The sequence below is a fragment of the Acidovorax sp. NCPPB 3576 genome (assembly GCF_028473605.1).
Classification (GTDB): domain Bacteria; phylum Pseudomonadota; class Gammaproteobacteria; order Burkholderiales; family Burkholderiaceae_C; genus Paracidovorax.
Window position 1 is genome coordinate 5,017,053 of the sequence record NZ_CP097267.1, and the last position, 19,738, is coordinate 5,036,790.

Sequence of the window (19,738 nt, forward strand, 5' to 3'; positions counted from 1 at the left end):
GGGTTACAGGAACATGCCGCCGGATGCCTCGATGCGCTGCGCGTTGACCCAGCGGCTGGCGGGCAGCAGCAGCGAGGCGATCACGCCGCCGATGTCGTCCGGCTGGCCCACACGGCCCAGCGCGGTCTGCGAGGCGATGAAGGCGTTCATCTGCGCGTTGTCGCGCACCGCACCGCCGCCAAAATCCGTCTCGATGGCGCCCGGGGCGACCACGTTCACGGCGATGCCGCGCGGGCCCAGTTCCTTGGCCAGGTAGCGCGTCAACACTTCCACCGCGCCCTTCATGGCGGCATAGGCCGCGAAGCCGGGCAGCGCGAAGCGGGCCAGGCCCGTGGACACGTTGACGATGCGCCCTCCGTCGTTCATGAGCGGCAGCAGTTTTTGCGTGAGGAAGAACACGCCCTTGAAGTGGATATCGACGAGCTGGTCGAACTGCGCCTCGGTCGTCTCCATGAATCCCGCGTGGATGCCGATGCCCGCGTTGTTCACCAGAAAATCGAAGCGCTCGCGCTGCCAGTGGCGCGACAGCACTTCGCGCACCTGGCCGGCGAACGCGGCGAAGCTTGCGCTCTGCGAAACATCGAGCGGCAGGGCCACGGCGCGCCGGCCCAGGCGTTCGATCTCGGCCACGGTGGCCTCGGCTTCGGCCGCCTGGCTGCGGTAGGTCAGGATCACGTCGATGCCTTGCCGGGCGATGTGCAGCGCGGCATTGCGGCCCAGGCCGCGGCTTCCGCCGGTGACCAAGGCGATGGGCGCGCCGGCCTCCGCCGAGGACGCGGTGGAGGATGTGGATGGGATGGAAGCGGTCATGGCAGGCCTTTCAGTGGGGATGAAAACAGAATGCTTGGCAGTCTATTGAGCAGTCACCGTTCCATAAATCGGCAAAAATCGATCAGTTTGTTCATCCCAGAAAGACAATGAACCCCCTTGACCGCATGCTGATGTTCGTCCGCGTGGCGGAGCTGTCCAGCTTCACCCAGGCCGCCGATGCGCTCGGCATTCCGAAAGCCGGCGCTTCCGTCGCCGTGCAACAGCTCGAAAGCCAGCTCGGCACCCGGTTGCTGCACCGGACCACGCGGCGGGTGCAGCTCACGCAGGACGGCCAGGCCTATTACGAGCGCTGCAAAGACTTGCTGGCCGATGTGGACGAACTGCAGTCCATGTTCCAGCAGCCCGGGGGCGAAGCGCTGCGGGGGCGGGTGCGCATCGACATGTCCACCGGCATCGCGCGCCGCGTGGTTCTGCCGCAATTGCCCGAGCTGCTGCAGCGCCACCCGCGCCTGGAGATCGAAATCAGCAGCACCGACCGCCGCGTGGACCTGGTGCGCGAGGGCTTCGATTGCGTGGTGCGCGTGGGCACCGTGTCGGAGCCGGGCCTGGTGGCGCGGCCGCTCGGGCAGTTGCGCATGGTCAATTGCGCCAGCCCGGGCTACGTGGCGCGGGCCGGACGGCCGCAGTCCGTGCAGGACCTGGCGCACCACCACCTGATCCACTACGTGACCACGCTGGGCGCCAAGTCAGGCGGGTTCGAGTACCTGCGCGAGGGCGAAACGGTGCGCCAGCCGATGGCCGGCCCCATCACCGTCAACGGGGCCGAGGCGTACCAGGCCGCTTGCCTGGCGGGGCTGGGCATCGTGCAGGCGCCGTTGATCGGGGTGCATGCACACCTGGAGCGCGGCACGCTGGTGCAGGTGCTGCCAGACCACCCGGCCCCGCCGATGGCCTTGACCCTGCTCTATGCCCACCGCCGCCACCTGCCCCGCCGAGTGCGCGTGGTGATGGACTGGATGGCGCAGGTGATCGAGGCGCACGTGGCGCACATCGATGCGTTCGCCTGAGCCCGCGTCAGGGGCTGGCGAACAGGGCCGCGCGCGGCCCACCCGGCGCCATGCCGTCCATCAGGAACCCAAGGCAGGCATCCACATGCCGCCGGAACCCGACCGGATCGGGTTCCTCCCCCTCGGGTTCGGACAGCACGCTGCGCCCGACGGCATGCAGGCAGCGCGCCGCCAACGCCGGCTCCAGCCCCTCGCGCAGGTGGCCCCTGCGCGCCGCCACGGCCAGCGCGGCCTCCAGGTGGCGAACGGCCGTCGCCTGGGCGGCCGCCGCGCGCGCACCCAGGCCCTCCCACCCGTCCGCATCGCTGGCTTCGCGCAGCACCCATTGCGCCAGCGGCCATTGCACCGGGTCTTCGCGGCACTCGCCGATCTGGCGGGCCAGGCAGCGGTGCAGGAGCGACAGGGGCTGCGCCGCGCTTTGATAAGCATCAAGGCGGGTACCGATGTCCAGCGGCCACCGCAGACGGCCGAGCAACTCCTGCAGCAGCGCGGTCTTGTCGGCGAAGTGCCAGTAGATCGCGCCGCGGGAGACCCCCGCCTGCCGCGCCACCTCGCCCAGCCCGGCGCCTTGCACCCCGTGCCGGGCGAAGGCCTGCAGCGCAGCGCTGACGATGCGCGCCCGCGTCAGCTCCGCTTCGGTCTTGGTGTGCTTGGCCACGGTGGCAGGCGCTCAGGCCACGTCAGGTGCCCGGCCGGCATCAGGGTCTTGTAGCGCCGACGGCGGCCACCGGCGTTCCGGTCGATTCCACCCATCCGCCGCCGAGCGTCTTGTAGAGCGTGACGAGGTTGGTGTAGCGCGACAGCCGCGTGCCGATCAGGTTCTGCTGAGCGGTGTAGAGCGAGCGCTGCGAGTCCAGCACCGTCAGGTAGCTGTCCACCCCCCGCTTGAAGCGCGCATCCGACAGGCGGTAGCTGTCGGCCGTAGCGTCCACCAGCGACTGCTGGGCCTCCAGCTGGCGGCCCAGCGTGCCGCGCTGGGCCAGCGCATCGGACACCTCGCGGAACGCGGTCTGGATCGCCTTCTCGTACTGGGCCACGTCGATATCGCGGTCGGTGCGGGCGATGTCCAGATTGGCCTGGTTGGCGCCGCCGTCGAAGATCGGCAGCGAGATCTGCGGCGCGAAGGTCCAGTTGCCCGATCCGCCCTTGAACAATCCCGACAGGTCCGCGCTGGAGGTGCCGGCCGAAGCGGTCAGGCTGATGCGCGGGTAGAAGGCGGCGCGGGCCGCACCGATGTTGGCGTTGGCGGCCCGCAAGGTGCGCTCGGCCTGCAGGATGTCCGGGCGGCGCTGCAACAGGTCCGATGGCAGTCCGGGCGGAACCTGGGCCAGCGGGTTCGATGCCGCGCTGGCATCGCTGGGCAGGGCCTGCGGCAGCCACTCGGGCGGCACGTCGGCGCCCACCAGCAACACCAGGGCATTGCGGTCCTGCGCCACCTGGCCGGTGTAGCGCTCCACATCCACCCGGGCCGAGTCCACGCTGGTCTGCGCCTGCCGCAGCGTGAGGGCCGAGGCCACGCCCAGGTCGAAGCTGCGCTGGTTGAGCGCGAAGGCATTGCTTTGGTTGGCCAGCGTGTCCTGTGCCAGGCGCAGCCGATCCTGGTCGGCCGCCAGCGTGAGGTAGGCCGAAGCCACTTCGGACACCAGGCTGATGTGGGTGCTGCGGCGGGCCTCCGCCGTGGCGAAGAACTGCTCCAGCGCCTGCGCATTCAGACTGCGCACGCGGCCGAACAGGTCCAGTTCGTAGGCGCTGAAGCCCACCGTGGCGCTGTAGCTGTGGGCCACCACGGGCCGGCCCGCACCGGACAGGTCTGCCGGCGTGCGGCTGCCGCTGCCGCCACCGCTGGCGTTGACGGTCGGGAACAGCGCCGCGTCCTGCACGCGGTACTGCGCACGCGCCCGCTCGATGTTGAGCGCGGCCACGCGCAGGTCGCGGTTGTTGGCGATGGCCATCTCGATCACGCGCTGCAGCGAGGGGTCGGTGAACACATCGCGCCAGCCGATGTCGGCCACCGGCAGTGCAGCAGGCGTGCCGGCATCGCCCGCGAAGGTGGCGGCCACGGGCGCGGCGGGCTGCACGTAGGCCGGCATCAGGCTGCAGCCGGCCAGGGAAGCGGCCAGGGCCAGGGGAGCAAGGAGAAAGCGGGACATGTCAGGCACCTTCCGAAGCAGGGTGTGGCAAGGCGGCATGCGCGGCCTGGGCATTGGGCGCAGCCGGCTTGCGCCGGAACAGGCCCACGATCAGCACGAAGAACAGCGGCACGAAGAAGATCGCCAGGACGGTTCCGGACAGCATGCCGCCGATCACGGCCGTGCCCAGCGCATGCTGCGCGCCCGCCCCGGCGCCACTGCCCAGCACCAGCGGCAGCACGCCCAGGATGAAGGCCAGCGATGTCATCAGGATGGGGCGAAGGCGCATGCGCACGGCCTCCATGGCCGACTCGACCAGGCCTTTGCCGCCCTCGTACAGTTCCTTGGCGAACTCCACGATCAGGATGGCGTTTTTGGAGGCCAGCCCGATGGTGGTGAGCAGGCCCACCTGGAAGTACACGTCGTTCATCTTCCACGTCAGCATGGCCCCGAGCAGCGCGCCGAACACGCCGAGCGGCACCACGAGGATCACCGAGAACGGGATCGCCCAGCTTTCATAGAGCGCGGCCAGGCACAGGAACACGATCAGGATCGACAGCGCATAGAGCAGGCCGGTCTGGCCGGTCGAGGCCTTCTCCTGGCGCGACAGCCCGGTCCACTCGAAGCCGATGCCGGGCGGCAGCTTGGCCACCGCTGCCTCGACGATCGCGAGCGCCTCGCCGCTCGAAGCCGCGCCCGGCATCGCCATGCCCAGGATTTCCATGGAAGGCACGCCGTTGTAGCGCTCCAGCCGCGGCGAACCCGACGCCCAGCTGGCCTTGGCGAACGAGGTGAAGGGCACCATCGTGCCGGCGCTGTTGCGCACGTACCAGCGGTCGATGTCCTCGGGCAGCATGCGAAACGGCGCATCGGCCTGCAGCATCACCTTCTTCACGCGCCCCTTGTCGATGAAGTCGTTGACATAGCTGCTGCCCCAGGCGGCCGAGAAGGTGTTGTTGATGTCGGCCATCGACAGACCCAGCGCCCCGGCCTTGTGCGGATCGATCTCCAGGCGGAACTCCGGCGTGTCCTCCAGCCCGTTGGGGCGCACCGCCACCAGGCGCGGGTCCTTGGACAGCTCGCCCAGCAACTGGTTGCGCGCCTGCATGAGCGCGGCGTGGCCGAGGTTGGCGCGGTCCTGCAGCATCAGGTCGAACCCGGTGGCGTTGCCCAGTTCGGACACGGCAGGCGGCGCGAAGGCGAACACCTGCGCATCGCGGATCGTCGCGAAGAACGCACCGGCCTTTTGCGAAACGCCCGACACGCTCAGCGCCTCGCCCTTGCGCTCGTCCCAGGGCTTGAGCTTGACGAAGGCGAACCCCGTGTTCTGGCCGCTGCCGGCAAAGCTGAAGCCCGAGACCGAGAACACGCCCGCCACCGCATCCTTCTGGTCTTCCAGAAAATGCTTCTCCACCTGGCGGATGACCTCTTCGGTGCGCGCGTTGGCGGCCCCGGGCGGCAGTTGCACCAGCACGAACATCGTGCCCTGGTCCTCGTCGGGCAGAAAGCCTACGGGCAGCTTCATGAAGCCGAACACCACGGCGGCCAGCAGCACCGCATACAGCGCCATGTAGCGCCAGCCCTTGCCCAGCATGTGCCGCACGATGCCCTGGTAGCCGCGGTTGCCGCGGTCGAAGGCGCGGTTGAACCCGCCGAAGAAGCCCGTCGTCGCCATGGCGTGGCCCTTGGGCACCGGCTTGAGCAGGGTGGCGCACAGGGCGGGCGTCAGCACCATCGCCACCAGCACCGACAGCGTCATCGCCGAGACGATGGTGATGGAAAACTGGCGGTAGATCACCCCGGTCGAGCCGCTGAAGAACGCCATGGGCACGAACACCGCGGCCAGCACCAGGGCCACGCCGACAAGCGCCCCGGTGATCTGGCCCATCGACTTGCGCGTGGCCTCTTTGGGCGACAGGCCCTCCTCGGTCATCACCCGCTCGACGTTCTCCACGACCACGATGGCATCGTCCACCAGCAGCCCGATGGCCAGCACCATCGCGAACATGGTGAGCGTGTTGATCGTGAAACCGAAGGCCGCGAGCACGCCGAAGGTGCCCAGCAGCACCACGGGCACCGCAATGGTGGGGATCAGCGTGGCGCGGAAGTTCTGCAGGAACAGGTACATCACCAGGAACACCAGCAGCACGGCCTCGACCAGCGTCCGCACCACCTCCTCAATGGAGATGCGCACGAACGGCGTGGTGTCGTAGGGCTTTTGCACCTTCATGCCCGGAGGGAAGAACTTCTGCAGCTCGTCCACCCGCGCGTCAATCGCGCGGACCGTGTCGAGGGCATTGGCGCCCGTGGCCAGCTTGATCGCCAGGCCCGCGGCCGGCTTGCCGTTGTAGCGGCCGACGGTGCTGTAGTTCTCGCTGCCCAGTTCGATGCGCGCCACATCGCGCAGCCGCACCTGCGAGCCGTTGGTCAGGGTGCGCAGCAGGATCTCCTCGAACTCCTGCGCCGTCTTCATCCGGGTTTGCGCAGTGATGGTGGCGTTGATCTGCTGGTTGCCGGCCGCGGGCAGCGCACCCAGCTGGCCGGCCGAGACCTGCGCGTTCTGCGCCTGGATGGCCGTCTTCACGTCCAGCGGCGTGAGGCCGAAGTTGGCCAGCTTGTCCGGATCGAGCCAGACCCGCATCGCGTACTGCGAGCCGAACAGGGTCGTGTCGCCCACGCCTTCCACGCGGCTGATCGCGTCCTGCACGTTGGCGGCGACGTAGTCGGACAGGTCGGAGCCGTTCATGCTGCCGTCTTCGGAGGTGAAAGCCAGCACGTTCAGGAAGTTGGTGGCCGACTTGGTGACCGTGACACCCTGCTGCTGCACCTCTTGCGGCAGCAGCGGCGTGGCCAGCGACAGCTTGTTCTGCACCTGCACCTGGGCGGTGTCGGGGTCGGTGCCGTTGTCGAACGTGAGCGTGATGGTGACCTGGCCCGATGACTCGCTGGTCGAGGCCATGTAGCTCAGCCGGTCCAGCCCCTTCATCTTCTGCTCGATGACCTGGGTGACGGTGTCCTCCAGCGTCTTGGCGGAGGCGCCGGGGTAGTTGGCCGTGATCGCCACGGCGGGCGGCGCGATGCTCGGGTACTGCGCGATCGGCAGGGTGAAGATCGAGAGGGCGCCGGCCAGCATCACGATGATGGCCAGGACCCACGCGAAGATGGGGCGGTCGATGAAAAAGCGTGCCATGGGGTTCTTTCGCGCGTATCAGTTCGCGGGGTTCTTGGCACCCTCGGGGGCGGCCGCCTGCGCGGTGGGGGTGGCCGTGGCGGCCGCGGCCTTGGGGGTCCAGGGCATCACCTTCACCTCGGCGCCCGGTGCCGCGCGCTGCTGGCCGTCCACCACGAGCTGGTCGCCCGCCTGCAATCCGGTGCGCACCAGCCACTGGTCACCCACCGTGCGCTCGGTTTCCAGCGCGCGGCGCTGCAGCTTGTTGCCGGCACCCACCACATAGGCCATGGGCTTGCCGGTGCTGTCGCGCGTCACGGCCTGCTGCGGCACGAGCAGGCCCTGCTCCTTCACGCCTTCCTGCAGCACGGCGCGCACGTACATGCCGGGCAGCAGGTCGGCCCTCGGGTTGGGGAACACGGCGCGCAGCGTGATCGCGCCGGTGCTCTGGTCCACGGTGACGTCCGAGAACTCCAGCTTGCCTTCCAGCGGGTAGGCGCTGCCGTCTTCCAGCATCAGCCGCACCTTGGCGGCATTGGCGCCGGCCTTTTGCAGGTCGCCTCGGGCCAGGGCCTGCTTGAGCCGCAGCAGCGCGGCGCTGGGCTGCGTCACGTCCACGTAGATCGGGTCCAGTTGCTGGATGGTCGCCAGCGCCGTCGCCTGGCTGGCGGTGACCAGCGCGCCCGGCGTGACGCTCGACTTGCCGATGCGGCCAGATATGGGCGCATCGACCCGCGCGTAGGCCAGGTTGATGCGGCTCGTCTCCACGTTCGCCCGGGCCGATGCCACGTCGGCCTCGCCCTGGCCCAGCGATGCGGCCGCGTCGTCGTAATCCTGCTGGCTCACGGCCTGGATGGCCACCAGCTCCTTGTAGCGGTCGGCCTTGAGCCGGGTGGTCTTGAGGCTGGCCTGGGCCTTGGCCAGCGCCGCCACGTTGCTGTCGTAGGTGGCCTGGTAGGTGGCGGGGTCGATCTGGTAGAGCGTCTCGCCGGCCTTCACATCGCTGCCCTCGCGGAACTTGCGCGCCTTCACGATGCCCCCCACCTGGGGCCGCACGTCGGCGACGAGGTAGGGCACGGTGCGGCCGGGCAGCTCGGTGCTCAGCGCCACGGACTGCGGCTGCACGGTCACCACGCCCACGATCGGCATGCCCTGCGGCGCAGGCGGGCCGCCCGGGGGCTTGCCGCAAGCGGCGAGCAGGCAGGCCATGGCAGCGGCGGCCGACAGCGTGAGCAAGGGGCGATGAACGGGTTGCATGGGCAATCTCCAAAGAAGAATGCGCCGATGATATACAAACCGTACTGTACGGTAAAGTAAATTTGACTTCGATTCTTCGCCCATCAATACTCGGACGCATGAACACAGAAAACGGAAGTCGGTAGATGCGCGTCAAGACGGAAGCCAAGCGGGACGCGATCATTGAAATCGCCTCCCAGGTCTTTTCGGAGTCGGGGTTCGAGGGGGCATCCATGGCGGAAATCGCCGCCCGGGTCGGCGGCTCCAAATCCACGCTGTACGGGTATTTCAGCTCCAAGGAAGAGCTGTTCCTGGAGGTCGCCATCGGCGCGGCCAAGGAGCACATCGAACTGTTCTTCATTGCGCTCGAGCAAGACGAAAGCGAGCTGGAAACCGCACTGAAGACCTTCGCCGAGAAGATGCTGGCCGTGATCTGCAGCGAGCCGGCCATCCAGGCCAAGCGTGCCTTCGTCGCCGAATCGGGCCGCAGCGACATCGGCAAGCGATTCTTCGGACTCGGGCCCCACAAGGGCATTCAGGCGCTGGGCTCGTTCCTGGAAGCACAGATGCGCAAAGGGCTGCTGCGGCAGGCCGACCCGCTGACCGCGGCGCGCCACTTCATGGCGCTGATGGAGGCGGAGACGGCAACGCCCCGCCTCTTCGGTCTGGAGGACAACCTGTCCAAGGTGAAGCTGCGCCAGGCCATCGGCCGGGCCATCGACGTGTTCTTGCGCGGCTATGCGGTGGACCCGGCCGACGGCGCCTGAAGCGCCCCGCACCGCCGATTGCGGGCGCGCCCCGGCGCCCGCCGGCCCTCGCCACACCCGGCTGGCATAAGCACATGCGCAGATGCCATAAGGCCGCGGGGCCGGTTTGCCCGACAATGTACGGGTTTGCCCGCATGGCAGGGGGCAGCCCAGGTCGCGCAATGCGTCCGCACGCCACCGGCCCTGTCCCTGAAGGCTTCTTTCGTCTCACCTCCAATCTGCCACCATTTCCATGAGCGCATTCAACGAAGAACGAGTCCTTTCCGTCCACCACTGGACCGACCGCCTGTTTTCCTTCACCACCACGCGCGACCCCGCGCTGCGGTTCTCCAACGGCCACTTCACCATGATCGGCCTGAAGGTGAACGACAAGCCGCTGCTGCGGGCCTACAGCATCGCCAGCGCCAACTACGAAGAGCACCTGGAGTTCCTGTCGATCAAGGTGCCGGACGGCCCGCTGACCTCGCGCCTGCAGAACATCCAGGTGGGCGACTCCATCGTGGTGGGCAGAAAGCCCACGGGAACGCTGCTCATCGACTACCTGCTGCCGGCCAAGCGCCTGTATTTGATCTCCACCGGCACGGGCCTCGCGCCCTTCCTGTCGGTGATCCGCGACCCCGACACGTACGAGAAGTTCGAGGAAGTGGTGCTGGTGCACGGCGTGCGCCAGGTCAAGGAACTGGCCTACCACGACTTCATCACCGAAACGCTGCCGCAGCACGAGTTCCTGGGCGAGACGGTGTCCAAGCAGCTCAAGTACTACCCCACGGTGACGCGCGAGCCGTTCCGCAACCAGGGCCGCATCAACGACCTGATCGAAAGCGGCAAGCTCTTCACCGACCTGGGCGTGCCCCCGCTGGACCCGCTTGTGGACCGCGTCATGCTATGCGGCAGCCCCGAGATGCTGGCGTCGCTCAAGGCCATCCTGGAGCACCGCGACTTCGAGGAAGGCAACACCACGAAGCCGGGCGACTTCGTGATCGAACGCGCTTTCGTCGAGAAGTGAGGTGACGCGGGTCAGGGGCCGGAGCGTGTGCAGGCCGGCCCCACCGCAAAGTGCCGGGGCATTTGCTTGCGCGCACCTTTTGCTATTGAATTAATAGCATAACGCCCTAGCACTGATTGCGCTGGAGGCACAAAACACGGAATACCTTCCCTGCGCACAAGGTGGTCGGCGGCTCCTGTGCCGAAGCACCCAGGCCGGGCGGTCCAACGGCTGCCCGGTTCGGCGACCCCTCTGCGCCCCATGCTCGCGCCCCAATGGCAACGAGCGGCCATGGCCGCCCGTGAGAGAGTGAAAGAACGGGCCTTCGCCCAGGCCCGCGCCGATCAATAGTTGTTGGCCACGCGCATCGACTGCGCACCTTGCGTGTAGCCGCCCTGCCCCTGCGGCCGGTTGTCCACGCGGAAGTTGCGGCCCTCCACGCGCATCGGCGTGCCCTCGGCCACCGGCTGCGAGCGCGTGAAGGTGCGCACCGAGCCGTCTTCCATGCGAACGCGCATCTGATAGGCCGTGGTGGTGCGGGTGCGTTGCTCCACCGTGTGGCCCAGATAGCCGCCGCCCACGGCGCCCAGCACGGTGGCTGCGGTGCGTCCCGAGCCCTTGCCCACCTGGTTGCCCACGACGGCACCCAGCACGCCACCGGCCACGGCGCCCACGCCGGTCGCCGGAGCGGCCTGTTGCACCGCCTGCACCGACTCGACGCGCCCGCAGGTGCTGCACACCGGCGCCTGCGCCTGCATCGCCACCGGGCGGCCACCATCGGCAGAGGCGTCGTACCCGCCGCCCGATCCGCTACCGTATTGCGGCTGGACCGGGGCCCGGTTCACGATGTTCTGGGCCAGGGGCTGCGCTGGCCGTGCAGGCGTTGCGCCTGCGCGTTCGTTGATGACTTCGGACTCCGGCGTGCGCGTGGCACCGGGAGCCAGTTGCGCGACCTGCGCAGCGGATTCGGGGGAGGCACCGCCGCGCTGCTGCATGACCAGGGTGGCGCCCAGCGCCAGCACGCTCACGCCCAGCGCGCCCACGGCGGCCCACAGCCATTTGACGGATGCGCCCCCGGCAGGGGCAGCGGAGGCGCCGACCCCAGGCGCAAGGGAAGGATTGTTTCGGACGATGAGACTCATGGTGTTCTTCCTTCTTCAGGTGTTTCGCAGGCAGGGTACACGCGGCCCCGCTTCACACAGCAGGGCGTTCTGTAAACAAAGTAAGTAGCTGTTTGCCTGGCAAGACTGTGCGAATGCGCCTACCGGCACGTGCGCCGAAGGGCCGTGGTCGCGCTGTTCCATACACGCCACACTGGGCGCCACGCATGCCGCCCCGGCGTGCTTGAAGGGGGCACGCCCATGGCTGCACAGATCCGCATCGGAGTATCCGGCTGGCGCTATGCGCCCTGGCGCGGCACGTTCTATCCGGAAGGGCTGGTTCAGGCCAAGGAGCTGGCTTTCGCATCGCACCAGTTCCCGGCGATCGAGTTGAACGGCTCGTTCTACGCACTGCAGCGCCCGGCCAGCTACACCCAGTGGGCGAGCGATACGCCGGAGGGCTTCGTGTTCACCGTCAAGGCGCCGCGCTACATCACCCACATCCTGCGGCTGCGCGATGCGCGCCCGGCGGTGGCCAATTTCATGGCCTCTGGGCTGTTCGCGCTGGGCGCCAAGCTCGGTCCCATCCTGTGGCAACTGCCGCCGAGCCTGCCGTTCGATGCGGCGCTGCTGGAGGATTTTCTCTCCCTGCTGCCGCACGACACCGATGCGGCCGCCACGCTCGCACAGGGGCGCGAAGACCGCATGCACGGCCGTGAACTGCTGGAGCCGTCCCGCCCCTGGCGCCTGCGCCATGCCCTGGAGGTGCGGCACGGCAGCTACCGCACCCCGGAGTGCATCGACTTGCTGCGGCGCCACCGCGTGGCGCTGGTGACGGCCGATACCGGCGGGCGCTGGCCTGAACTGGGCGATGTGACGGCGGACTTCCTCTACCTGCGGCTGCACGGCGCGCAGCAGCTTTATGCCAGCGGCTACAGCGATGCGCAGATCGCGCAGTGGGGCGAGCGCATCCGCGCGTGGTCGCATGGCCAGGCCCCGAAAGGGCTGGAAAACGCCGGGCCCCCTTCTGAGACGCCCAGCGGACAGGAGCGCGACGTGTTCTGCTTTTTCGACAACACCATGAAGACCCAGGCGCCCGAGAACGCGCTGCGGCTGGCGCGCTATCTGCAACTGGGCACGCAACTGGAGGCCGCGCCGCCCGGGCCGTGAAAGGACAGCGCCCCGCCCTGCCAGCGAAGGGCGGCCCGGGCCGCTCAGCGCCGGCCGGCCGGAGGCCCTTCCAGGTTCTCTTCCCGCACCTCCTGGAAGGCCCGTGCGCAACTGGCCGAGAACAGCAGCACGGCCGACGAAAAGTAGATCCACATCAGCACCACCACCAGCGAGCCGGCGGCGCCATAGGCCGACACCACCGCCGCAGTGGCGAGGTACAGCGCCAGCAATTGCTTGCCCACGGTGAACAGAATGGCGCCGACGACCGCGCCGAACACCAGGCAGATGAGCGGCGGCTTCTGGCCGCCCCCGATGCGCATCAGCCCTACGAACAGCAGCACCGCGATGCCAAAGGCCACCAGTTCATTGGCCAGCTGCAGCAGCGGGCCCGTGGCCATCGGCAGCCGAGCGCTGGCCCAGGTGGCCACCACATGGATCACGGTCGATACGACCAGCGAGATCAGCAGCAGGAATCCGATGGCCAGCACATAGGCCAGCCCCCGCACCCGCAGCGACGCCATGCGCCACCACGCCTTCTGTTCCGGGGGAGGGGCAGAGTCGCGCGCCCACAGCCGCTCCAGCGCCGACTGCAGTTCCACGAACACGCCCGTGGCGCCGGACAGCAGCAGCACGAATCCAGCGATGGAAGCGATCCGCCCCTCCGACGGCTCCCGCGCGCTGGACAGCGCCAACTGCACCACTTCGGCCACGCGATCGCCCATCACGCCGCGCACCTGGCCGACCATGGTGCTTTCAAGATAGGACTTGTCGATCCACCAGCCCAGCACGCCCACCAGCAAGAGCAGCACCGGCGCCAGGCTCAGCAAGCCGTAGAACGACATCGCCGCACTCATGCGCAGGCCGTCCGCATCCAGCCAGAGATTGGCAGCCCGCACCAGCGGCATGATCGGGCTGGCGAGCGCTTTCGCGCGCTCGATCCATGGCTTGAAGAACGATGAGGACATGGCGCCCATTGCACACCAAGGCCGCGCGGCCAGGTGTCGGAACAGTTCGCCAGTGCGCCGGCCGGCTCAGCCCGGTTGGCCCATGGCGGGGTCGGACACCGAATCCTTGCCCGTCTCGATGCGGCCTGCAAAGCGGCGCTGGAAGGCCGGCGCAGCGCTGCAGCGCACCACGAAGTCATACCAGTTGCCGCTGTCGCCCAGGGGCCAGGCGAGTTCTTCCACTGCACCGGGGGCCACGCTGCGCGTCCACGGTCCATCCACACGGTAGGCATGCGCTTCGGCCGAGAACGTCATCGCGCTGCTGCTGCGGTTGTACAGCTTCACCCGCACCTGCGGCGGCTCGCACAGCTCGTAGCAGACCTGCACTTCCGGCCCGCCCGTGGATGTCTGCTGCTTCAGGTCGCCGATGAATTCGCGGTGGTAGCCGTTGGGACCGAGCACCCACAGGTGGTACGGGCCGCCATCGGCCGCCGCGTTCCAGACGCCGCTCAGAGTCTTTCCCGCCTCCACGACGTAGCGGCGCGGAATCCGGTCGAGGTGGTTCTTGTCATAGACATGGAACACCGCCGCGGTGCCCGCCTTGCCGGTGTGGGCGAACAGCAGCGTGACCGTGCCCGCACCCGCACTGACCTGGGCCGTGGTGTGCAGCTCGTAGGGCAGCGCGCGCGAGGGCCGCACGCCCTCGGCCTGCACCGGCAGTGCCGCGCCGGCGGTGGCCGTGGGCTGGGGCAGCTTGGCGGCCTGGGCCTGCGCCGCCACGCGGGCGTCCACCGCGCCCTTGGTCGTGCGGCCGGCAAGGGTCGGCAAGGTCTCGGTGTTGGGGTTGACGAAGTTGAAGCAGCTGGTCAAGTCCCCGCAGACCGCACGGCGGTAGGGGCTGACCTGCGGCTCGGCCACGCCGAAGCGCTTTTCCAGGAACAGCAAGGTGGAGGTGTGGTCGAACACCTGGGAATTGACCCAGCCGCCCCGGCTCCATGGGGACACCACCCACATCGGCACGCGCGGGCCGGGGCCGTAGGGCTTGCCGTCGGCCGCCGGCTGGCTCGGCGTGGCGGGCTGGAAGTCGTGGTACTCCACCGCCACATCGGCGGCCGGCAACGTACAGGCACCGGCCAGACTGCCGTCCGGGTTGCGCGAGGGCGCCGCGGGCGACGGCAGGTGGTCGAAAAAGCCGTCGTTCTCGTCGAAGTTGATCAGCAGCACCGTCTTGCTCCAGACGTCCGGATTGGCCGTGAGCGCGTCCAGCACCTCCTGCACGTACCAGCCGCCCTGCGCCGGACTCGACGGTCCGGGGTGCTCGCTATAGACCGAGGGCGGAATGATCCACGACACCGCCGGCAGCGTGCCCTGGCGGATGTCCTCGCGGAACGTCTCCAGAAAGCCCTGCGGCATGGTGTTGCCGAAGCCCTTGGCCAGCGGGCTCAGGGGGTCGTCAATCCTGGCGTCGTAGAACGGCCCGGCCAGATCGACCGGCTGCGTGATGTCGGTCTTGGCCACGTAGATCGGCTTGCGGTCCGCGGGCATCTTCTCGATCTCGGCGCGCCAGTGGCGAAAGCCCATCATCTCGTTGCAGCCGAAGTTGTCGATCAGGCTCTGATAGACCTTCCATTTCACGCCCGCTTTCTCCAGCCGGTCGGCGTAGGTGGTCCAGGTCCAGCCATCGGTGGACGCGCCGATGTCGTTGCCGCCGTTGAACTGGTTGTTCAGGCCCGCGACACGGACCTTGGAGCCATCGATGGGGCTGACGCCGTTCGGGCCGTTGGTGCCGGTCCAGTAGAAAAGCCGGTTGGCGATGGTGCCGGTGTGCATGCCGCAGTGGTAGTGGTCGCACAGCGTGAAGGCATCGGCCAGCGCGCGCTGGAACGGCACCTCCGCCGTTTCGTAGTAGCCCATCGACAGAGGCAGCTTCGCGTCGGGCCACTGGGACATGCGCCCGTGGTCCCAGGCCGCCTGCGAGTCCACCCAGGTGTGGGGCGTGCTGCCGGCGCGCTGCGCGTTGCCCTTGGCTTCGTCCAGGCGGTAGGGCACATAGGTGCTGGGCGGCGACGTCTTGGTGTAGGTCTGGTAGAAAACGTTGCGGCCGTTGGGCGTGGGGATCGGGAAGCGGTCACCGAAGCCGCGCACGCCCTTGAAGGTGCCGAAGTAACCATCGAACGAGCGGTTTTCCATCATCAGCAGAACGACGTGCTGCACGTCCTGGATGGTGCCGGTGGCGTTGTGGGCCTCGATGGCCAGGGCGCGCCGGATGGCCGGTGGGAAGGCGGTGAGCGTGGCCGAGGCGGCGCCCACGCCGAGCGCGGTCGTGAGGAAATTGCGTTTGGAGGAATCGACGGTCATTTGGAGGAGTCTTTCTTGTCCGTGGGCGGGGTCCGGGGGGTGCCCCGTTCAGGGCTTGGGCGCGCAGTGCGTGTCCGGACTGGCGCACGTGGCCGTCGCGGCGGGAGCGGTGGCATCCGCACCACCGCTGCCGCCGCAGCCCGCCAGCAGCAAGGCAAGAAAGAGCGCGCTGGCGCCCGGCAACGGGCGGCCGATCAGGGGCAGCGGCGAGCGCTGCAGAGGGATGGTCATGGCGTGGGAAGAAGGGAAGGAATGAAGTCCTTCATTCTTCCCGCCGACTGTGGCGCCCGAGTGACTTGCGCGTGACGCGGCGGGGGCAGCGCCGTGACGGCGCCGCCGGTCAGAGGTTGGGCGCCAGCAGCCGCGTCAGCGCCGCTTCGTCCATGCCGCGCCGCGTGGCCAGGTCGTGCACCTGGTCTTCGCCGATCTTCCCGACGTTGAAATACTGGCTTTCGGGATGGCCGATGTAGAAGCCGCTCACGCTGGCGGCGGGCGTCATGGCCAGGCTTTCGGTGAGGCCCATGCCGATCTCGCCGCACTGCAGGACGCGAAACAGTTCGCTCTTGGCGCTGTGGTCCGGGCAGGCCGGGTAGCCGGGCGCGGGGCGGATGCCCTGGTACTTCTCGGCGATCATGTCGTCGTTGCTCAACTGCTCGCCGGCCGCATAGCCCCACAGGTCAGTGCGCACGCGGTGGTGCAGGCATTCGGCGAAAGCTTCGGCCAGGCGGTCGGCCAGGCTCTTGAGCATGATGGCCGAGTAGTCGTCCAGCGCATCGACGAAGGCCTGCTCCTTCTTCTCCACGCCCAGGCCGGCGGTGACGGCGAACAGGCCCGCGTAGTCGGCCACGCCGCTTTCCTTGGGCGCCACGAAGTCGGCCAGGCACCGGCTGGGGCGAGGCACGCCATCGATCACGTGCTTTTCGGTCTGCTGGCGCATGCCGTACCAGGTCATGGCGACCTCGGTGCGCGATTCGTCGGTGTAGAACTCGATGTCGTCGCCCACGCTGTTGGCCGGGTACAGCGCCAGCACGCCACTGGCACTCAGCCAGCGGCCTTCCACCAGCCGGCGCAGCATGGCCTTGCCATCGGCGAAGACGCGCGTGGCCTGCTCGCCCACCACCTCGTCGGTCAGGATGGCGGGGTACGGGCCGGCCAGGTCCCAGGTCTGGAAGAACGGGCCCCAGTCGATGTACCTGGCCAGCTCGTTCAGGTCGAAGTTCTTGAACATGCGCCGGCCCAGCAGGCGCGGCGTGGCCGGGCGATAGGCCGACCAGTCGATGGGCGTGCGGTTGGCGCGGGCCTTTGCCAGCGGCCACAGGGGCGTCTGCTTCTTGTTGGCGTGCTGGGTGCGCACCTTGTCGTAGTCGGCGTTCAGCTCATCGACATAGCTTTGCACGCCGTCGCCCAGCAGGCTCTGCGCCACGCTCACGCTGCGGGACGCATCGGGCACATAGACGACGGGGCCTTCGTAATGCGGCGCGATCTTGACGGCGGTGTGCACGCGGCTGGTGGTGGCCCCGCCGATGAGCAGCGGGATCTTCTTGATGCGGAAATGTTCGTCCTTTTGCATCTCGCCGGCCACGTATTGCATCTCTTCCAGGCTGGGCGTGATCAGTCCCGACAGGCCCACGATGTCCGCGCCCTCGACCTTGGCGCGCGCCAAAATCTCGTGGCACGGCACCATCACGCCCATGTTCACCACCTCGAAGTTGTTGCACTGCAGGACCACGGTGACGATGTTCTTGCCGATGTCGTGCACGTCGCCCTTCACGGTGGCGATGATGATCTTGCCCTTGCTGCGCACGTCGCGGCCGGCCAACTCGTCCTGCCGCTTTTCTTCCTCGATGTACGGAATCAGGTGCGCCACGGCGGACTTCATCACGCGGGCGCTCTTGACCACCTGGGGCAGGAACATCTTGCCCGCGCCGAACAGGTCGCCCACCACGTTCATGCCGTCCATGAGCGGGCCTTCGATCACATGCAGCGGGCGGCCGCCCTTGGCGACGATGGCCTGGTAGGCCTCTTCGGTGTCTTCCACGATGAAGTCGGTGATGCCGTGCACCAGCGCGTGCGACAGGCGTTCGCCCACGGTTTTCGGATGCTCGGGCGTGCCGCGCCATTCGAGCCGCTTGCTCTCGTCCTTGGCACCGCTTCGGGCCGTCTCGGCCACTTCGACCAGACGTTCACCCGCATCGGGGCGGCGGTTGAGCACCACGTCTTCCACGCGCTCGCGCAAGGTGGGTTCCAGGTCGTCGTACACGCCGACCATGCCCGCGTTGACGATGCCCATGTCCATGCCGGCTGAAATAGCGTGGTACAAGAAAACGGTGTGGATGGCCTCGCGCACCGGGTCGTTGCCGCGGAAGCTGAAGCTCACGTTGGAGACGCCGCCCGAGACCTTGGCGCCCGGCAGGTGCTGCTTGATCCAGCGCACGGCCTCGATGAAATCGACCGCGTAGTTGTTGTGCTCTTCGATGCCGGTGGCCACCGCGAAGATGTTGGGGTCGAAGATGATGTCCTCGGGCGGAAAGCCCACCTCGTCGACCAGCACGCGGTAGGCGCGCTCGCAGATCTCGATCTTGCGCTCGTAGGTGTCGGCCTGGCCCACCTCGTCGAAGGCCATCACCACGGCGGCGGCGCCGTAGCGCTTCACGAGACGCGCCTCGTGCTTGAACTTCTCCACGCCCTCTTTCATGGAGATGGAGTTGACGATGCCCTTGCCCTGGATGCAGCGCAGGCCGGCCTCGATCACGTCCCATTTGGACGAGTCCACCATGATCGGCACGCGCGCGATATCGGGCTCGGAGGCGATCAGCTGCAGGAAGCGCACCATGGCCGCCTTGCTGTCGAGCATGGCCTCGTCCATGTTGATGTCGATGACCTGCGCGCCGTTCTCCACCTGCTGGCGCGCGACGGCCAAGGCCTCTTCGTACTGGCCGTTCAGGATCATGCGGGCGAAGGCCTTGGAGCCGGTGACGTTGGTGCGCTCGCCGATGTTGACGAACAGCGTGCCCTCGCCGATGGAAACCGGTTCGAGGCCCGAGAGCTTCATGGGAGGCGGGATAAGGGGGGCGGACATCAGGCTCACCTGCGCAATCGGTAGTTGGGAACAGGCGAGCGTCGTTGGACAGTGGGGCCATCGCCGCCCGAGCCTGACGCCTGGTTGAGCCGGTTGATCGGCAGGCGCTGCAACGCTCCTCGGGGGCGGCCGGATTTTACGCGGCCGGCGCCCGGGTACGCCGCCACCGGGCCATTTCGAGTGGATTGCTAGCGCACCGGCAGGAACTGCAGGAACGAGCCCCCCACCAGCCCTTGCACATAGGTGATGGCGGCGCGGCGGTACTTTTCGGTGGCCACCGCCGCCAGCAGGTCGAGCCGGCCGATGATCTTGCCGAACTCGCGCTCGAAGCTCAGGTTGCGCCCCTGAGGCCCGATCTCGTCGGCCAGCAGCAGCGGCTGGCCCGCCGCGGTGCGGCGCTGCGACAGCATCCACACGGCGATCTCCACGTTGCGCGCCGCGTTGTACAGATGCTGCGCATCGAGGCTGTCGAGCAGGAAGAACTCGATCTTTCCGTCGTGCGCGGTGATCAGCATGTCGGCCGTGGCGTAGATGAACGCCGCCACGCGGTCGCCCGCGAATTCCGGCGCCAGCGCCGCCGCCATCGCCGCGATGTCGCGCCGGCCCTGCAGGGGCGCCCAGGTGCCGCCCTGCTCGATGGCAGCGCGGACTTGCTCCATGGCCTGCTCGCGGCCCACCGCGCTGGTCTTGCGCCATTCGGCGGGATTGCGGCGGTAGAGCTTGTCCATCAGCCGGTAGAGGCTATCGAGGTTCTCCCGCATGCCCAGCGTGGCCATCCGGTTCACGTCGGATTGGCCCATCTCGCTGCCGCTGGCGGACGCCCCCTTGACCTCGCCGTGGGGTGCGGGCGAACTGGCACAGCCGGACAGTGCCGCCAGGGCGCAACAGGACAGTAGGAGCAGAGCGAAAGTCGGTCGCATGTGCGTCGCATTATCGGCAAGGCTTGAAAAGCGGCATCGATTT

15 protein-coding genes and 1 riboswitch are annotated in these 19,738 nt (G+C 68.1%); of the genes, 4 read left to right on the forward strand and 11 right to left on the reverse strand.

Going from position 1 to position 19,738, the window contains the following annotated elements; genetic code table 11:
* Positions 1 to 3: 3 nt before the first annotated feature.
* Entirely contained in the window at positions 4 to 810 is an 807-nt protein-coding gene (locus M5C98_RS22885) for an SDR family NAD(P)-dependent oxidoreductase (RefSeq protein ID WP_272549796.1), read from the reverse strand.
* Positions 811 to 917: 107 nt separating this feature from the next.
* Here M5C98_RS22885 and M5C98_RS22890 point away from each other — a divergent pair, with 107 nt between their 5' ends.
* A complete protein-coding gene (locus M5C98_RS22890; protein ID WP_272549798.1) occupies positions 918 to 1,838 on the forward strand; it encodes a LysR family transcriptional regulator in 921 nt (306 codons plus the stop codon).
* 7 nt (positions 1,839 to 1,845) lie between these two features.
* Here M5C98_RS22890 and M5C98_RS22895 read toward each other — a convergent pair whose 3' ends face one another.
* Genes M5C98_RS22895 through M5C98_RS22910 form a run of 4 tightly spaced genes read right to left on the reverse strand, consistent with a single transcriptional unit; the run spans position 1,846 to position 8,393 of the window.
* A complete protein-coding gene (locus M5C98_RS22895; RefSeq protein ID WP_272549799.1) occupies positions 1,846 to 2,496 on the reverse strand; it encodes a TetR family transcriptional regulator in 651 nt (216 codons plus the stop codon).
* A 40-nt stretch (positions 2,497 to 2,536) separates the two neighbouring features.
* Complete coding sequence (gene adeC, locus M5C98_RS22900; protein WP_272549800.1) at positions 2,537 to 3,988, reverse strand: AdeC/AdeK/OprM family multidrug efflux complex outer membrane factor; 1,452 nt, start codon at positions 3,986 to 3,988, stop codon at positions 2,537 to 2,539.
* Position 3,989: 1 nt separating this feature from the next.
* Positions 3,990 to 7,157, reverse strand: a complete 3,168-nt coding sequence (locus M5C98_RS22905; RefSeq protein ID WP_272549801.1) for an efflux RND transporter permease subunit — start codon at positions 7,155 to 7,157, stop codon at positions 3,990 to 3,992.
* 18 nt (positions 7,158 to 7,175) lie between these two features.
* Positions 7,176 to 8,393, reverse strand: coding sequence for an efflux RND transporter periplasmic adaptor subunit (locus M5C98_RS22910; RefSeq protein WP_272549802.1), 1,218 nt, complete (start codon positions 8,391 to 8,393; stop codon positions 7,176 to 7,178).
* A gap of 125 nt (positions 8,394 to 8,518) precedes the next feature.
* Here M5C98_RS22910 and M5C98_RS22915 point away from each other — a divergent pair, with 125 nt between their 5' ends.
* Positions 8,519 to 9,139 carry a TetR/AcrR family transcriptional regulator gene (locus M5C98_RS22915; RefSeq protein WP_272549803.1) on the forward strand — a complete coding sequence of 207 codons (621 nt, stop codon included), beginning with the start codon at positions 8,519 to 8,521 and terminating at the stop codon, positions 9,137 to 9,139.
* A 232-nt stretch (positions 9,140 to 9,371) separates the two neighbouring features.
* A complete protein-coding gene (locus M5C98_RS22920) occupies positions 9,372 to 10,145 on the forward strand; it encodes a ferredoxin--NADP reductase (protein ID WP_272549805.1) in 774 nt (257 codons plus the stop codon).
* 323 nt (positions 10,146 to 10,468) lie between these two features.
* Here M5C98_RS22920 and M5C98_RS22925 read toward each other — a convergent pair whose 3' ends face one another.
* Complete coding sequence (locus M5C98_RS22925; protein WP_272549806.1) at positions 10,469 to 11,266, reverse strand: glycine zipper 2TM domain-containing protein; 798 nt, start codon at positions 11,264 to 11,266, stop codon at positions 10,469 to 10,471.
* A 219-nt stretch (positions 11,267 to 11,485) separates the two neighbouring features.
* Here M5C98_RS22925 and M5C98_RS22930 point away from each other — a divergent pair, with 219 nt between their 5' ends.
* Positions 11,486 to 12,394 carry a DUF72 domain-containing protein gene (locus tag M5C98_RS22930; protein ID WP_272549807.1) on the forward strand — a complete coding sequence of 303 codons (909 nt, stop codon included), beginning with the start codon at positions 11,486 to 11,488 and terminating at the stop codon, positions 12,392 to 12,394.
* A 44-nt stretch (positions 12,395 to 12,438) separates the two neighbouring features.
* Here M5C98_RS22930 and M5C98_RS22935 read toward each other — a convergent pair whose 3' ends face one another.
* The 5 genes from M5C98_RS22935 to M5C98_RS22955 all read right to left on the reverse strand — a co-directional run bounded on the left by M5C98_RS22935 (position 12,439) and on the right by M5C98_RS22955 (position 19,695).
* Positions 12,439 to 13,359 (reverse strand): YihY/virulence factor BrkB family protein, encoded by a 921-nt coding sequence (locus M5C98_RS22935; protein WP_442867208.1) that lies wholly within the window; start codon positions 13,357 to 13,359, stop codon positions 12,439 to 12,441.
* Positions 13,360 to 13,425: 66 nt separating this feature from the next.
* On the reverse strand, positions 13,426 to 15,696 hold the full coding sequence (locus tag M5C98_RS22940; protein ID WP_272549808.1) for a phosphocholine-specific phospholipase C: 2,271 nt from the start codon (positions 15,694 to 15,696) through the stop codon (positions 13,426 to 13,428).
* 48 nt (positions 15,697 to 15,744) lie between these two features.
* Positions 15,745 to 15,927, reverse strand: a complete 183-nt coding sequence (locus M5C98_RS22945) for a hypothetical protein (RefSeq protein WP_272549809.1) — start codon at positions 15,925 to 15,927, stop codon at positions 15,745 to 15,747.
* Positions 15,928 to 16,036: 109 nt separating this feature from the next.
* Positions 16,037 to 18,775, reverse strand: a complete 2,739-nt coding sequence (gene metH / locus M5C98_RS22950) for a methionine synthase (protein WP_272549810.1) — start codon at positions 18,773 to 18,775, stop codon at positions 16,037 to 16,039.
* 29 nt (positions 18,776 to 18,804) lie between these two features.
* Positions 18,805 to 18,902, reverse strand: a riboswitch (S-adenosyl-L-homocysteine riboswitch).
* Between the two features lie 61 nt (positions 18,903 to 18,963).
* Positions 18,964 to 19,695 (reverse strand): hypothetical protein, encoded by a 732-nt coding sequence (locus tag M5C98_RS22955; RefSeq protein WP_272549811.1) that lies wholly within the window; start codon positions 19,693 to 19,695, stop codon positions 18,964 to 18,966.
* Between the last annotated feature and the right edge of the window lie 43 nt (positions 19,696 to 19,738).